The sequence below is a fragment of the Flavobacterium sp. GW821-FHT12A05 genome (genome assembly GCF_058807735.1).
In genome coordinates, this window is sequence record NZ_JBXAQY010000012.1 from 77,111 (window position 1) to 89,977 (window position 12,867).

Sequence of the window (12,867 nt, forward strand, 5' to 3'; positions counted from 1 at the left end):
ATATAAACGTATGAACCCAATTTTAAGCCAGAATCTATTTTTAGTTAAAGAACATATCGGAATGTTTAAAGCCGCTAATAATTATGATATATACAATCCGGAAACGAACCAAATAATCATGAACTGCCGAGAAAACAATCTTGGATTTTTTACCAAAGTGCTTCGTTTTACAGATTACAAAAGAGCAACGCCTTTTAATATTGAAATTACAACGGCATCTGGAGAAAAATTAATTTCTGTAAAAAGAGGAGTGGCCATTTTCCGTTCGACTGTTGAAGTTTTTGACGAAAAAGACAGATTGATTGGAACATTCAAACAAAAGTTCTTTTCTATTGGCGGTAAATTTGACATTTTAGATAAAAATGAAAAACCTGTTGCAACATTGCAAGGAAAATGGACAGGCTGGGATTTTAAATTCTCGCACGAAAATAAACAGCTGGCTCAGGTAAGTAAAAAATGGGCCGGATTGGGTAAAGAGTTTTTTACCAGCGCTGACAATTATGTGCTTCAAATTGAAGAAACAGTAGCTCAGGACAGTCCGCTGAGACAATTAATTCTTGCTGCCGTAATGTGTATCGATATGGTTTTGAAAGAATAAGAAAGTTGTTAAACTTAGATTAAGAAAATACTTAAAAGCATCATTTTAGTTTTCAAAAGTTTTATTTTTGTTAGACTTAAAATGATGCTTTCTGCATTTCTAAAAAATAAATCATGACGGACTTAAAAAATAAAAATGCGCTTATTACAGGCGCTGGAAAAGGAATTGGAAAAGCCATTGCAGTTGCTTTGGCAAAAGAAGGCGTAAACGTAATTTTAGTGGCAAGAACTCAGGCCGATGTAGATAAACTGGCAGTTGAAACCAATAAATTAGGTGTAAAATCGTTGGCTTTATCTGCTGATGTTTCTGACATCAACTCTGTAAATACTGCAGTTGAAAAAGCTTTAGCCGAATTTAAAACGATTGACATCTTAATCAATAATGCCGGAATTGGTGCTTTTGGAAAATTCCTGGAATTAGAGCCAGCTGAGTGGGAAAGAATCATTCAGGTTAATCTAATGGGAACTTACTATACAACTCGTGCCGTGATTCCAAACATGATCGAAAGACAAACGGGTGATATTATCAATATTTCTTCAACCGCAGGATTAAACGGAAATGCTGTAACAAGTGCTTACAGTGCTTCAAAATTTGCTGTTTTAGGATTAACCGATTCATTAATGCAGGAAATGAGAAAACACAATATTCGTGTTACGGCCTTAACGCCAAGTACAGTAGCAACTGATCTTGCAATCGATTTAAAGTTAACCGATGGAAATCCGGAAAAAGTAATGCAGTCTGAAGATATCGCCGAATTGATTATCGCTCAGCTGAAATTAAACCGACGCGTTTTTATAAAAAACAGCAGTATTTGGTCGACGAATCCTTAAAATTACAATACTAAAATTCTAAATTCCAATTCTTAAGCAATTGGAATTTGGAATTTAAAAATATTGGAATTTTTTGAAACTTTGACAAAGTTCTTAACAGCCTTAACACAAAATCAAATGGAACAATATTTAAGACAATTAATTGCCATAGAATTTCAGGATAAGAAAGAAATTTTTACCGGTTTTCTTATTGATTATTCTGATGATTGGATTTTGCTTCGAAACAATCCGGTTGATTATATTTTGGATGGCTATGTAATTCTGAAAAATAAAAACATCGAAGCAATTCACAGAGATCAGGATTTGGCTTTTACCGAAAAAGTAATACGCTTAAAAGGTTTAAAAACCAATGCCGAAGATATTATTCCGATTAGGGATTTGAATTCGATTTTAAATTTCATCAATACTAAACACGGCATTTTTCAGATTTCTAAAAAGTCTGCAAAATCTGCTTATTTAGGAAAACTAATTTCTTTAAACGATGAAGAACTTTTAATCGACTTTCTGGATACAAGAGGACAATTTGGCGGAGAATTGAGTTTTAATCCCGAAAAAATAAGAGTTATCGAGTTTGATACAGATTATATTAATTCTCTGAAATTAGTGATTCCTGAGAATCAGAAATAATTATAAAATGAAAAAGCCCTTTTTAAAAAAGGGCTTTTTCATTTTATGCTTTTAGTCATTGCGAGAAACGAAGCAATCACATTATGTATTGTTTTTAACCAGCAAACTTGTTTATTTTAGCGTGATTGCTTCGTTTCTCGCAATGACTATGCGTTTTATGCTTCTGCTAATTTATTTATGAACTCCATGCGAACACTTCCGTCTTCATCAATCTTCGTTAAATTGATTTCGTGAAGCGTATTAATTAATTCCGGATTCCATGGTGTTTTTACTTTAACGTAGTTTTCAGTAAAACCATGAATGTAACCTTCTTTATTTTCGCTTTCAAATAAAACTGTTCTATTGGTTCCTAACTGGCTTTCGTAAAAAGCACGACGTTTTTTAACTGATAAACCGCGTAACATTTTGCTTCGTTTTGCTCTTACATTCGCAGGAACTATGCCGTCCATTCCAACAGCTTCGGTATTATCTCTTTCAGAATAGGTAAAAACGTGCAGATAGGAAATATCCATTTCGTTTAAGAAATGATACGTTTCTAAGAAATGTTCATCGGTTTCACCAGGAAAACCAACAATAACGTCTACACCAATACAAGCGTGAGGCATTACTTCGCGAATTTTGTTTACACGATCTGTATAAACTTCACGTAAATAACGACGTTTCATCAGTTTTAAAATATCATTGCTTCCTGATTGCAGCGGAATATGAAAATGAGGTACAAAAGTTCTGCTTTTTGAAACAAAATCGATCGTTTCATTTTTCAATAAATTAGGTTCGATAGATGAAATTCGAAGACGTTCGATCCCTTCAACTTCGTCTAAAGCCTTAACTAAATCAAGAAAAGTATGTTCGTGTTTTTTATTCCCGAATTCTCCTTTTCCGTAATCCCCTATATTTACACCAGTTAAAACAATTTCTCTGATATTTTGTGCCGAGATTTCTTTGGCATTTTTTAAGACATTTTCTAAAGCATCACTTCTGGAAATTCCACGGGCCAGCGGAATTGTGCAATAGGTACATTTGTAATCGCATCCATCCTGAACTTTTAAGAACGCTCTGGTACGATCGCCAATAGAATAACTTCCCACATAAAAATCAGCCTCAGATATTTCACATGAATGAACTTCACCCATATCGTTTTTACTCAGGTCATGAATATAATCTGTGATTTTAAATTTTTCTGTAGCTCCTAAAACCAAATCAACACCATCAACTGCTGCTAATTCTTCCGGCTTTAATTGGGCGTAACATCCAACTGCGGCAACAAAAGCTTTATCATTTAATTTCATTGCTTTTTTTACAACCTGCTTAAACTGCTTATCAGCATTATCAGTTACAGAGCAAGTATTGATGACATATATATCTGCAACATCTTCAAAATCGACACGATCAAAACCTTCATCATTAAAGTTTCTGGCAATCGTAGAAGTTTCTGAAAAATTCAATTTGCAGCCAAGCGTATAAAAAGCAACTTTTTTTCTATTTTCCATAGGAATACACTACATTTATAAGTAGTAAGATATTATATTTACATCTCTTTTAAAGAGTTTGCAAATTTACATACAATATTCTTTAAAATAAAATCAATAATACACTATATATCAACATTTTGCATTAAACATCTATTTTAAAACGCATTAAAAAACCAATTAACAAATTTAAAGACCTTTGATTTTGGGCTGTCGGCAAGAGAATTATTTTCAATTCAATAAGAATAAAATGACAAAAACATCGATTAAGTGCAAATTTCATCGATTAAATACATTTTTTTGAGGTTTAAATTAAAATTTTCTTACATTTAACTTTGTTTAGTTATTTTGCTGATTTAATTAGAAATATAAAAAAATTAAGTGTTAATATTAATATTATAACAAATCACTCATAACAATTTTGAATTTCAATCGTTATGTTGTTGTTTTGTTACTAAAAAACGAATGGGAAGGCCGAAAACCAGAAAGAGTAGGCAAAATAAAATTACAAATACCACGACTTTATGAAAGCATTTTTACCCACAATCTGCTTGATGTTCTTAACCATTTTTAGTTCGCAAGCGCAAACTAATGCTCCAGCTGCAAATGCTAATCCATTTCCATCAATTAGTACATTAACAAATTGGGCGAGTTTAAATTCGCAGTCACAATTTGATATTGCAATTCGTGCCGTTGGATTCAAATTTGAAGTAAAAGAGCCAGGTGAAGGATCTACAGCTTATACCTACATTCGTAAAGTAACTGTAAACGAGGTAAATTATACTGATAGAATTGTTTACAGAATTACAAATAATAATTCAGCAAGTATCATTTCTTTAGTAACGGCTTCAACAGATTTAGTAAGTTTATATACTCCGCAATTGGCGACATTCAAAAACAACAATTGTAAAACTGAAATGTCTAAAGATAAAAACACAACTTGCAGCTGCTACGAAAGTGCAAATTTTGCAATCGATCTTTGCGACGAACGTGTAAAACTGACAATGGGTGACGGAAATAAATATTTTGTTTCTGTAGCTAAAAAATAATTTAAGAAACGACGTTTTCCAAATCTTTGCAAACCTTATCCAATAAGATTTCAAAGATTTGGAACGCATTTCTTAGAATTTATAAGTTTGGATTTTTTATTTCATACCAAACTTCTCTTTCTCCTTCATGTTCAAAAGAGTTTACAAATTGTAAACCCAGCTTTTCGAGAATTTTTCTTGAGTTATCATTCCCTTCATCTGCATAGGCATATACAGCCTCAACTTTCATTTCGTTGAATGCATGATCTATAAAAGCTTTTCCGGCTTCGGTTGCATAACCTTTTCCCCAATGCTTTTCTATAAAACGATAACCAATTTCATAAAAATTTTGATGGTTATTAATCTCGTCTGTAATAAATTTTATACCAGACCAGCCAATAAATTCATTGGTTTCTTTAAGAATTACAGCCCAGCGCCCGGTTCCAAAATCTTTGTATTGCTGCTGCAGAAATTCGATATATTCCCTGCTTTGTTCAATAGTAGTAACAGGTTTGTTTCCAAGGTAAGTATGAACATTTGGGTTAGAATCCAGTTCGAACATTCCGTCAACATCTGAAAAAACTACTTCTCTTAATAATAAACGTTCTGTTTCGATTGGATTTTTCATCAGATATTAATTTAGAATATATTTTTGTACTACTTCGGCAACACCGTCATTATTATTTGAAGCCACAATTAAGTCTGCTTTATCGCGCAGTTCAGGCGTTACATTATCAACCCAAACGCCCAAACCGGCATATTCGATCATGGTTAAGTCATTTCCGGCATTACCAACCGCGATAATTTCGCTTTGATGAATTCCGAGTTTCTCTGCTAAAAGCTTTAAACTAGCCGCTTTGTCGATTCCGTTTTGAGCTACTTCAAGGAAAAAAGGTTTAGACATTGAAACGCTCAAATGAGGCATTGCTGCTTTTAAATCTTTTTCTACTTCTTTTAAATAAGCAGGATCTTCTAATAAAATGCATTTAACGGCTGGTCGATCTACAGCATCTTTAAAACTCGAAACTTTTAGATGCGGCATACCTGTAATTTCTTTTTCGATTTCAATATACTCAGAATCGGTTTCGCTTATAATTTCTTCATCCAAATAAGTTATAATGTGCGTTTTCATTTTCACACTATAATCGTATAATTCATGAATTTGTTCTGGAGTCAACTTCTGTTCAAATAAAACAAGATCGTCTTTTACACGGCTGATAATAGCACCATTATAGGAAAGCATATAAGAATCGTTCAAATCTAATTCCAGCTCTTTAGCGTAAGCCGTCATAGCAGAAGTCGGTCGCCCTGAAGCCAAAACAACATAAACTCCTTTTGCCTGCGCTTCTAATAATACTTTTTTATTTAAATCTGAAATTTTGTGGTCGTCTGTCAACAAGGTATCATCCATGTCGAGAACTAACATTTTGTATTGCATTTTTTTTCAGTTTACAGTATTCAGTCTCAGTATTCAGTCTCAGTGAACAGTCGCGGTCTCAGTAACAACTGAAAACTGTGACTGAAAACTGAAAACTCTTAAAGACTCATTCTAAATTCTTCAATAACCGGATTTGCTTTTGCAAAATCTGTTTCCTGAATAAAAACCTCAACAGCCAAATCTGTACCGCCAAAACCTCCTAAACGAGCTGATTGAATATTATCTTTTTTTACTGTTTCTACCCCAGCCTCTTCTAATCTTTCCTGTAAAGCAATTGCTAATACTTCGCTTCCTGAATACACCTTCATTAATCCCATGGCATTTATTTTATTTAAATTATTATTTTAGTTTTCAGTCTCATCCAGTCGCAGTTTTCAGTACTGAAAACTGTGACTGAAAACTGCGACTATTTACTCTTCTTCAATATCGTCTTCTTCTTCATCAAGTTCCTCTTCGCCTTCTTCATCCATATCAAATAAATAAGGTTCCAAGAGCATTTTATCTGCTAAGATTTCGATGCGTTCTGTCAGAGTTTCAGCAAAAATCAAACGTTGTGTTTTGGCAATACTGTTTGAAATACGCATAATCTTGGTTTCATGGCGAAGTTTCAAAATTGGGTCAGCATCATCCAAAATAAACATCTTTAAACGGTTTACATTATAACCCGCCGTCGAGAACATATCACTCAATTTATTTGGCGTACCAATTAAAACATCAATTCCGGTAGAAACATAATTTTTATCGTAATCCATGTCGCCTTTGTCATGCACACCATAGACTTCAAGATTGGTATATTTTCCATACTTCTCAAAAAGTTCTTCCATTTCAAGCACTTTTGCTTTGTCTTCTACAATAATCAAAGCGCGCGGCGATTCTTCGGTTTGTCCTGCCAATTGCTGAATAACATTTAAAACAATCGTCGTTGTTTTTCCGCTTTTTTCAGGAGAAATAATAATACAATCTGCACCGCTTTTTATAGTCGAAAAAGTTTCCATCTGCAAAATGTTTGCTTCTGTTAAACCGTTTTCAATTAAAGCGTCTTGTAATTTCTCGTTTATTTTTTTTAGTTTCATTTTTTTTATGCTTTAAGCTTTAAGCATTAAGCTATAAGCTAAAATAATTTTTAAATTTTCAGCTTTAAGCTTTAGGCATTAAGCCATAAGCAAAAAACTTTTATATCATAGCATAAAGCTTACTGCTTATTGCCTAATGCGCGAAGCACCTACTTACTTGCAAACAATTTCACATCGGTTTCAGAGATTTCGTTTCCTCCCAAAATGATTAATCTTTCGACCACATTTCGAAGTTCACGAATATTTCCTGTCCAGTCGTATTCTTGCAATAATTGTATGGCTTGCGCCGAAAATACTTTAACCACGTTTCCTTGCTCCGAAGCTATTTTAGCCGCAAAGTGTCGTATTAAAGCCGGAATATCATCACGTCTTTCGTTTAATGGCGGTACCTTTATCAAAATAACGGCCAAACGATGGTATAAATCTTCACGGAAACGCCCTTCGGCAATTTCTGTTTTTAAATCTTTGTTTGTTGCTGCAACTACGCGAACATCCACTTTAATATCTTTTTCGGCTCCTACTCTCGTAATCATGCTTTCCTGAAGCGCACGTAATACTTTGGCTTGCGCCGAAAGGCTCATGTCTCCAATTTCATCTAAGAAAATAGTTCCTTTATCTGCTGCTTCAAACTTTCCGGCACGATCTTTCACTGCCGATGTAAAAGCACCTTTTACGTGTCCGAATAATTCACTTTCGATCAATTCACTCGGAATCGCAGCACAGTTTACTTCAATTAAAGGATAATTAGATCGTTCGCTTTTTTCGTGTAATTGATGCGCCACTAATTCTTTTCCGGTTCCGTTTGGCCCCGTAATTAAAACTCTGGCTTCAGTTTGGGCAACTTTATCAATCATCATTTTAATATGATTAATCGACTCACTGTCGCCTATCATTTCGTAATTCTTGCTTACTTTTTTCTTTAGAATTTTATTTTCAACAACTAATTGTTTTTTATCTAAAGCATTACGAACTGTATTTAATAAACGATTTAAATCCGGCGGTTTCGAAATATAATCAAAAGCACCTAAACGCATGGTGTGAATTGCCGTTTCCATATCGCCATGACCTGAAATCATAACCATCGGAATCTCCGGTTTTATCTTTTTTACTTCTTCTAAAACCTCAACCCCGTCCATTTTTGGCATTTTGATATCACACAAAACCAAATCGTAATCGTTGTTTTTTATTTTTTCAAGACCTGCAGCACCATCTTCGGCTTCATCAACCTGATACGAATCATTTTCTTCTGATAATATTTTTACCAAAACTCTTCTAATCGCTGCTTCGTCTTCGATAATTAGTATTTTACTCATTTTTTTTCTAAGGTTCAAAGTTGCAAAGGTTCATAGGCACAAAGTCTAAATCTTCGCAGCTATAACACCTTTTAACCTATTATTAGTAATACATCTTTTTACGCTTTTTACACAATTCTTAAAGTTTTTTTATTCTAAGTTACAAAATTCCAATTTTAAACCTTTGAACCTTTGTCACTCTGAACCTTTGTAACTTTTAAAGAACTAGTACTTCAGCCACTTATACAATTCCTTCCAGGTTGGTTTTTTGCCGTACATTAAAATACCTACTCGGTAAATTTTTGCAGCGAACCAAACGACAAGGAAAAATGTAGCAAACAATAATGATACCGAAATTGCAATTTGCCACCACGGCACACCAAACGGAATACGCATTAACATTACGATTGGCGATGTAAGTGGAATCATTGAAAACGCTACGGCAACTGTCCCGTGCGGATCATTTACAACCGTAAAAAATCCGATATAAACACTTAAAATTAAAGGCATTAAAATTGGCAGAAGAAATTGCTGCGAATCTGTTTGATTATCTACAGCAGCCCCAATTGCGGCATAAAACGAACTGTATAGAAAATAACCTCCAATAAAATAAACGACAAACCCAATGATAATGCTTGCAATTGGCAAATTCCATAATTCGGCAATGTACATTTGCGCCGATCCTGAAAGTTCATGCTGTGCAGACTGCATTAATTCTGGCGAAATTCGGGCTGTTGGTCCAACATTTACACCAAAAAATGCCGAAGCAGCAAACATTAATCCTAAACCAATAATGGCCCAAATCATAAATTGTAAAATTCCGGCCAATGAAGTTCCTACAATTTTACCAATCATTAACTGAAATGGTTTAACCGATGAAATAATGATTTCGATAATTCGGTTTGTTTTTTCTTCGATTACACTTCGCATTACCATATTTCCATAGATGATAATAAACATCATAATCAAATAACCGAAAGCACCTCCAATTCCGATTTTTATTTCGTTTAAACCTTTTAAGCTTTCTTCTCCCGAAGCTTTTACCAAATGAATATTGACATTCGACTGCGCTTTTTGAATTGCCAGCGTATCCAGTTTGGCACTTTCAAGATTTAATTTTGTAATTTTTGTTCCGATGATATCCTGCGTGCTTTCTATAAAAGAAATACTTGGGCTATTGTTTGAAATAAATTCAATTTTACTTTCTAAATCTTTTGTATCCTTTGTTTTTGGGATCACAATTAAACCGCTGAAATTTTCTTTTGTAATACTGTCTTTTAAGGCATTTACATCAATTTCAGACAGATTAAGATATTTAAACTCGGCACCTTTTTTATTTTCCTTTAAAAAATCGGCAGCAAAAAGTCCGGTTTCGTCATGAATTGCGATACGTTTTGTTTCAGCTTTCATTGAACTCAAATAGCCAATAAAAACGGCTATCGCCACAAATAAAAGCGGACTCAAAAAAGTCATGACAACAAAAGATTTATTGCGGACTTTGGCAATAAATTCTCTTTTTATAATTAATGAAATAATACTCATTTCTTGATTTTAGATTTTAGATTGTTGACTTTAGATTTTTAAATTTCAGGATTAATTCTGAAATCTAAAATCTGAAATCTAAACTTTATTTTCAGTAACAGTTTGAATAAAAATATCGTTTACACTTGGAATTTTTTCTACGAAATGTGTTACCTGTCCGCGTTGTGTCAGGATATTCAATAATTCATTTGGCGCAGCATTTCCTATTTGAATGTTTAATTTTAAATCGTCATTTAGAGATTTAAAATTTGCAGGCGAAACGGTAAACTTTTGTGTAATATCATACATCAACCCTTCGACATTACTAGTCAGGATTCCAACTTCAAAACTATTGGTTTTAAACTGACGTTTTACATCGCCCACTTTTCCTTCAATCAGTTTATTCGATTTATGGATTAAAGCAATATGATCGCAAAGTTCCTCGACGCTTTCCATTCTGTGCGTAGAAAAAATAATTGTTGAACCTTGTTCTTTTAATGCCAAAATTTCATCTTTTATGACATTTGCATTAACCGGATCAAATCCAGAGAAAGGCTCATCAAAAATCAGCAGTTTTGGTTTATGCAAAACGCAGACTACAAACTGGATTTTCTGTGCCATTCCTTTAGAAAGTTCCTGGATTTTTTTGTTCCACCAGCCCTGAATTCCCAAACGATCAAACCAATAGTCTAATTGCTTTTTTGCTTCGGCTTTAGAAAGTCCTTTCATCTGCGCCAGATACAAGCACTGCTCGCCTACTTTCATCGAGCTATATAAACCTCTTTCTTCCGGAAGATATCCAATAGTCTGCACGTGTTTTGGCTGTAGTTTTTCGCCATCCAAAATTACTTCGCCGCTATCCGGCATTGTAATTTGATTGATGATTCTGATAAGGGAAGTTTTTCCAGCTCCATTAGGACCTAAAAGTCCATATATACTGCCTTTTGGCACATTTAATGAAACTTCGTTAAGCGCTACATAATCGCCATATTGTTTTACGACTTTATGTACTTCGAGTAAGTTGCTCATTTGTTTTTTTGGATTTTCTTGCGCTGGCTTTTGTTATTTTCACCAACAGTCTGTAAAAGTAAATAATTACGAGCGAATCTGCATAATAATACGCAAAAAACCCATTCTATTTATGTTTAGAATGGGTTTTGAATTTATTTAAACATTTAAAAAAAGTTTAGATTATGAGAACATATCTTTTACTTTTTCAAAAAATGATTTCTCTGATTTTTCAGGACTTGGTACAAAATGATCGTCGTTTAAAGCATTTTCAAAGAATTGTTTTTGTTCTTTATTCAATGTTTTTGGCGTCCATACATTTACGTGAACCAATAAATCTCCGCTTCCGTAACCGTTTAAACTTGGAATTCCTTTTCCTTTTAATCTTAAGATTTTTCCAGACTGAATTCCTTCTTCAAGTTTAATACGAACTTTTCCGTTGATTGCTTCAATATCTTTTGAAGATCCTAAAACTGCTTCTGGGAAACTGATGTATAAATCGTAATGGATGTTTTCGCCTTCACGTTTTAAGAATTCGTGTTCTACTTCTTCAATCGCAACGATTAAGTCACCCGGAATACTATTTCCTGGCGCATCATTTCCTTTATTTGAAACTTTCAACTGCATTCCGTCAGTAACACCTGCCGGGATTTTAATTGATACTGTTTCATCTTCCTGAACCATTCCTTGTGAGTCTGCTTCAGAAGGTTTTTTATCTAAAATTTGACCAGAACCACCACAAGTAGGACAAGTTGATGCAGATTGCATTCTTCCTAAAATGGTATTAGTTACACGCATAACCTGACCTTGACCATTACAAGTCGTACAAGTTTTATACGTTACACCTTTTGCCTGAACTTTACGTTTTACTTTTACTTTTTTCTCAACACCATTTGCAATCTCTTCTAAAGTTAATTTCACTTTAATTCTAAGATTACTTCCTTTAGCGCGGCGAGGACCTCCGCCTCCGCCTCCGAAACCGCCAAATCCGCCTCCAAAAATATCACCAAACTGGCTGAAAATGTCATCCATATTCATACCGCCGTGACCACCGCCAAATCCGCCAGAACCATCAAATGCCTGATGACCATACTGATCGTATTTTGCTTTTTTGTTAGGATCGCTTAAAACCTCATAAGCTTCTGCCGCAAGTTTAAAGTTTTCTTCTGCCTCTTTGTCGCCTGGATTTTTATCCGGATGATATTTTAATGCGCTTTTTCGGTAAGCTTTTTTAATTTCGGCAGCATCAGCATTTTTTGAAATGCCTAGTATTTCGTAAAAATCTTTTTTCATAATTAGGTTTAAATTCCAAACTACAAATTCCAAATTCCAACACTTAAAAAATTGGCTCTTAGAATTTTATTTGCATTTTTTAGTTTCCAACTACAACTTTAGGGAAACGAATAATTTTGTCTCCTAATTTGTATCCTTTTTCAATAACATCAACAATTTTCCCTTTTAATTTATCAGACGGAGCCGGAATTTGGGTAATTGCCTCAGCAATATCAGCATTAAACGCATCACCTGCTTGTATTTCAACTTGCTCTAATCCTTTAGAAACTAAAGTACTTTTTAGTTTTTCATGAATTAATTCAACTCCTTTTTTCAAATTTTCATCATCAGACTTGTTGATTTCTACAGCAGCTCTGTCAAAATCGTCTAAAACAGGAAGCATTGCTAACAAAACTTCTTGGTTTGCCGTTTTAAACAAATCGATACGCTCTTTTGAAGTTCTTTTTTTGTAATTTTCAAATTCGGCAAATAATCTCAAAAACTTATCTTTTTCTTTTGCCAAGTCTTGAGCTAATTGCTCTTCAACACTTAATTCTTCAACAATTAACTGCTCACCGTTGGCATTGTTCTCTAACGTTACATCATCTAATTCCTGATCGAACTCTGTATTTTCCGTAGTCATATTACTTTTATTTTTAAAAATATTCTTAAACTTCATTTTTTATTTCTTTCTGTTGGATTGCAAAAGTA

Annotated in this window: 14 protein-coding genes; 4 read left to right on the plus strand and 10 right to left on the minus strand. The window is 33.9% G+C overall.

Annotated elements, in window-relative coordinates; translation table 11 throughout:
- Window positions 1–10 precede the first annotated feature (10 nt).
- From AC1RRQ_RS22880 to AC1RRQ_RS22890, 3 genes are all read left to right on the plus strand, one after another.
- Window positions 11–598: an LURP-one-related family protein gene (locus tag AC1RRQ_RS22880; RefSeq protein ID WP_493025336.1), complete on the plus strand. Its 588-nt coding sequence runs from the start codon at window positions 11–13 to the stop codon at window positions 596–598.
- A gap of 113 nt (window positions 599–711) precedes the next feature.
- Window positions 712–1,428 carry a 3-ketoacyl-ACP reductase gene (locus AC1RRQ_RS22885; RefSeq protein ID WP_493025337.1) on the plus strand — a complete coding sequence of 239 codons (717 nt, stop codon included), beginning with the start codon at window positions 712–714 and terminating at the stop codon, window positions 1,426–1,428.
- 117 nt (window positions 1,429–1,545) lie between these two features.
- Window positions 1,546–2,055 carry a hypothetical protein gene (locus AC1RRQ_RS22890; RefSeq protein ID WP_493025338.1) on the plus strand — a complete coding sequence of 170 codons (510 nt, stop codon included), beginning with the start codon at window positions 1,546–1,548 and terminating at the stop codon, window positions 2,053–2,055.
- Window positions 2,056–2,210: 155 nt separating this feature from the next.
- Here AC1RRQ_RS22890 and mtaB read toward each other — a convergent pair whose 3' ends face one another.
- Complete coding sequence (gene mtaB / locus AC1RRQ_RS22895) at window positions 2,211–3,545, minus strand: tRNA (N(6)-L-threonylcarbamoyladenosine(37)-C(2))-methylthiotransferase MtaB (RefSeq protein ID WP_493025340.1); 1,335 nt, start codon at window positions 3,543–3,545, stop codon at window positions 2,211–2,213.
- A 503-nt stretch (window positions 3,546–4,048) separates the two neighbouring features.
- On the opposite strand from mtaB, the gene AC1RRQ_RS22900 reads away from it, so the two are divergent.
- Window positions 4,049–4,573: a hypothetical protein gene (locus AC1RRQ_RS22900; protein WP_493025342.1), complete on the plus strand. Its 525-nt coding sequence runs from the start codon at window positions 4,049–4,051 to the stop codon at window positions 4,571–4,573.
- Window positions 4,574–4,652: 79 nt separating this feature from the next.
- Here AC1RRQ_RS22900 and AC1RRQ_RS22905 read toward each other — a convergent pair whose 3' ends face one another.
- The 9 genes from AC1RRQ_RS22905 to AC1RRQ_RS22945 form a co-directional block, all read right to left on the minus strand.
- Window positions 4,653–5,180, minus strand: coding sequence for a GNAT family N-acetyltransferase (locus AC1RRQ_RS22905; RefSeq protein WP_493025343.1), 528 nt, complete (start codon window positions 5,178–5,180; stop codon window positions 4,653–4,655).
- Between the two features lie 6 nt (window positions 5,181–5,186).
- A complete protein-coding gene (locus AC1RRQ_RS22910) occupies window positions 5,187–5,990 on the minus strand; it encodes a Cof-type HAD-IIB family hydrolase (protein WP_493025344.1) in 804 nt (267 codons plus the stop codon).
- 98 nt (window positions 5,991–6,088) lie between these two features.
- Window positions 6,089–6,307 (minus strand): putative signal transducing protein, encoded by a 219-nt coding sequence (locus AC1RRQ_RS22915; RefSeq protein WP_343695229.1) that lies wholly within the window; start codon window positions 6,305–6,307, stop codon window positions 6,089–6,091.
- Window positions 6,308–6,400: 93 nt separating this feature from the next.
- The gene (locus AC1RRQ_RS22920) at window positions 6,401–7,063 is read right to left on the minus strand and encodes a DEAD/DEAH box helicase (RefSeq protein WP_493025345.1); all 663 of its coding nucleotides are present in this window, start codon (window positions 7,061–7,063) and stop codon (window positions 6,401–6,403) included.
- A gap of 149 nt (window positions 7,064–7,212) precedes the next feature.
- Entirely contained in the window at window positions 7,213–8,376 is a 1,164-nt protein-coding gene (locus AC1RRQ_RS22925) for a sigma-54-dependent transcriptional regulator (RefSeq protein ID WP_493025347.1), read from the minus strand.
- A gap of 204 nt (window positions 8,377–8,580) precedes the next feature.
- Complete coding sequence (locus AC1RRQ_RS22930; RefSeq protein WP_493025348.1) at window positions 8,581–9,897, minus strand: ABC transporter permease; 1,317 nt, start codon at window positions 9,895–9,897, stop codon at window positions 8,581–8,583.
- Between the two features lie 78 nt (window positions 9,898–9,975).
- Window positions 9,976–10,905, minus strand: coding sequence for an ABC transporter ATP-binding protein (locus AC1RRQ_RS22935; RefSeq protein WP_493025349.1), 930 nt, complete (start codon window positions 10,903–10,905; stop codon window positions 9,976–9,978).
- A 162-nt stretch (window positions 10,906–11,067) separates the two neighbouring features.
- Window positions 11,068–12,177 (minus strand): molecular chaperone DnaJ, encoded by a 1,110-nt coding sequence (dnaJ, locus tag AC1RRQ_RS22940; protein WP_493025350.1) that lies wholly within the window; start codon window positions 12,175–12,177, stop codon window positions 11,068–11,070.
- A 79-nt stretch (window positions 12,178–12,256) separates the two neighbouring features.
- Window positions 12,257–12,835, minus strand: a complete 579-nt coding sequence (locus AC1RRQ_RS22945; protein WP_071634880.1) for a nucleotide exchange factor GrpE — start codon at window positions 12,833–12,835, stop codon at window positions 12,257–12,259.
- Between the last annotated feature and the right edge of the window lie 32 nt (window positions 12,836–12,867).

Excerpts from the sequence above, each read along its gene's own strand:
- AC1RRQ_RS22925 (WP_493025347.1), bottom strand. The coding sequence starts at position 8,376 with ATGAGTAAAATACTAATTATCGAAGACGAAGCAGCGATTAGAAGAGTT.
- AC1RRQ_RS22890 (WP_493025338.1), top strand. The coding sequence starts at position 1,546 with ATGGAACAATATTTAAGACAATTAATTGCCATAGAATTTCAGGATAAG.
- AC1RRQ_RS22915 (WP_343695229.1), bottom strand. The coding sequence starts at position 6,307 with ATGGGATTAATGAAGGTGTATTCAGGAAGCGAAGTATTAGCAATTGCT.
- AC1RRQ_RS22880 (WP_493025336.1), top strand. The coding sequence starts at position 11 with ATGAACCCAATTTTAAGCCAGAATCTATTTTTAGTTAAAGAACATATC.
- AC1RRQ_RS22920 (WP_493025345.1), bottom strand. The coding sequence starts at position 7,063 with ATGAAACTAAAAAAAATAAACGAGAAATTACAAGACGCTTTAATTGAA.
- mtaB (WP_493025340.1), bottom strand. The coding sequence starts at position 3,545 with ATGGAAAATAGAAAAAAAGTTGCTTTTTATACGCTTGGCTGCAAATTG.
- AC1RRQ_RS22945 (WP_071634880.1), bottom strand. The coding sequence starts at position 12,835 with ATGAAGTTTAAGAATATTTTTAAAAATAAAAGTAATATGACTACGGAA.
- AC1RRQ_RS22935 (WP_493025349.1), bottom strand. The coding sequence starts at position 10,905 with ATGAGCAACTTACTCGAAGTACATAAAGTCGTAAAACAATATGGCGAT.
- AC1RRQ_RS22885 (WP_493025337.1), top strand. The coding sequence starts at position 712 with ATGACGGACTTAAAAAATAAAAATGCGCTTATTACAGGCGCTGGAAAA.
- AC1RRQ_RS22900 (WP_493025342.1), top strand. The coding sequence starts at position 4,049 with ATGAAAGCATTTTTACCCACAATCTGCTTGATGTTCTTAACCATTTTT.
- dnaJ (WP_493025350.1), bottom strand. The coding sequence starts at position 12,177 with ATGAAAAAAGATTTTTACGAAATACTAGGCATTTCAAAAAATGCTGAT.
- AC1RRQ_RS22905 (WP_493025343.1), bottom strand. The coding sequence starts at position 5,180 with ATGAAAAATCCAATCGAAACAGAACGTTTATTATTAAGAGAAGTAGTT.
- AC1RRQ_RS22910 (WP_493025344.1), bottom strand. The coding sequence starts at position 5,990 with ATGCAATACAAAATGTTAGTTCTCGACATGGATGATACCTTGTTGACA.
- AC1RRQ_RS22930 (WP_493025348.1), bottom strand. The coding sequence starts at position 9,897 with ATGAGTATTATTTCATTAATTATAAAAAGAGAATTTATTGCCAAAGTC.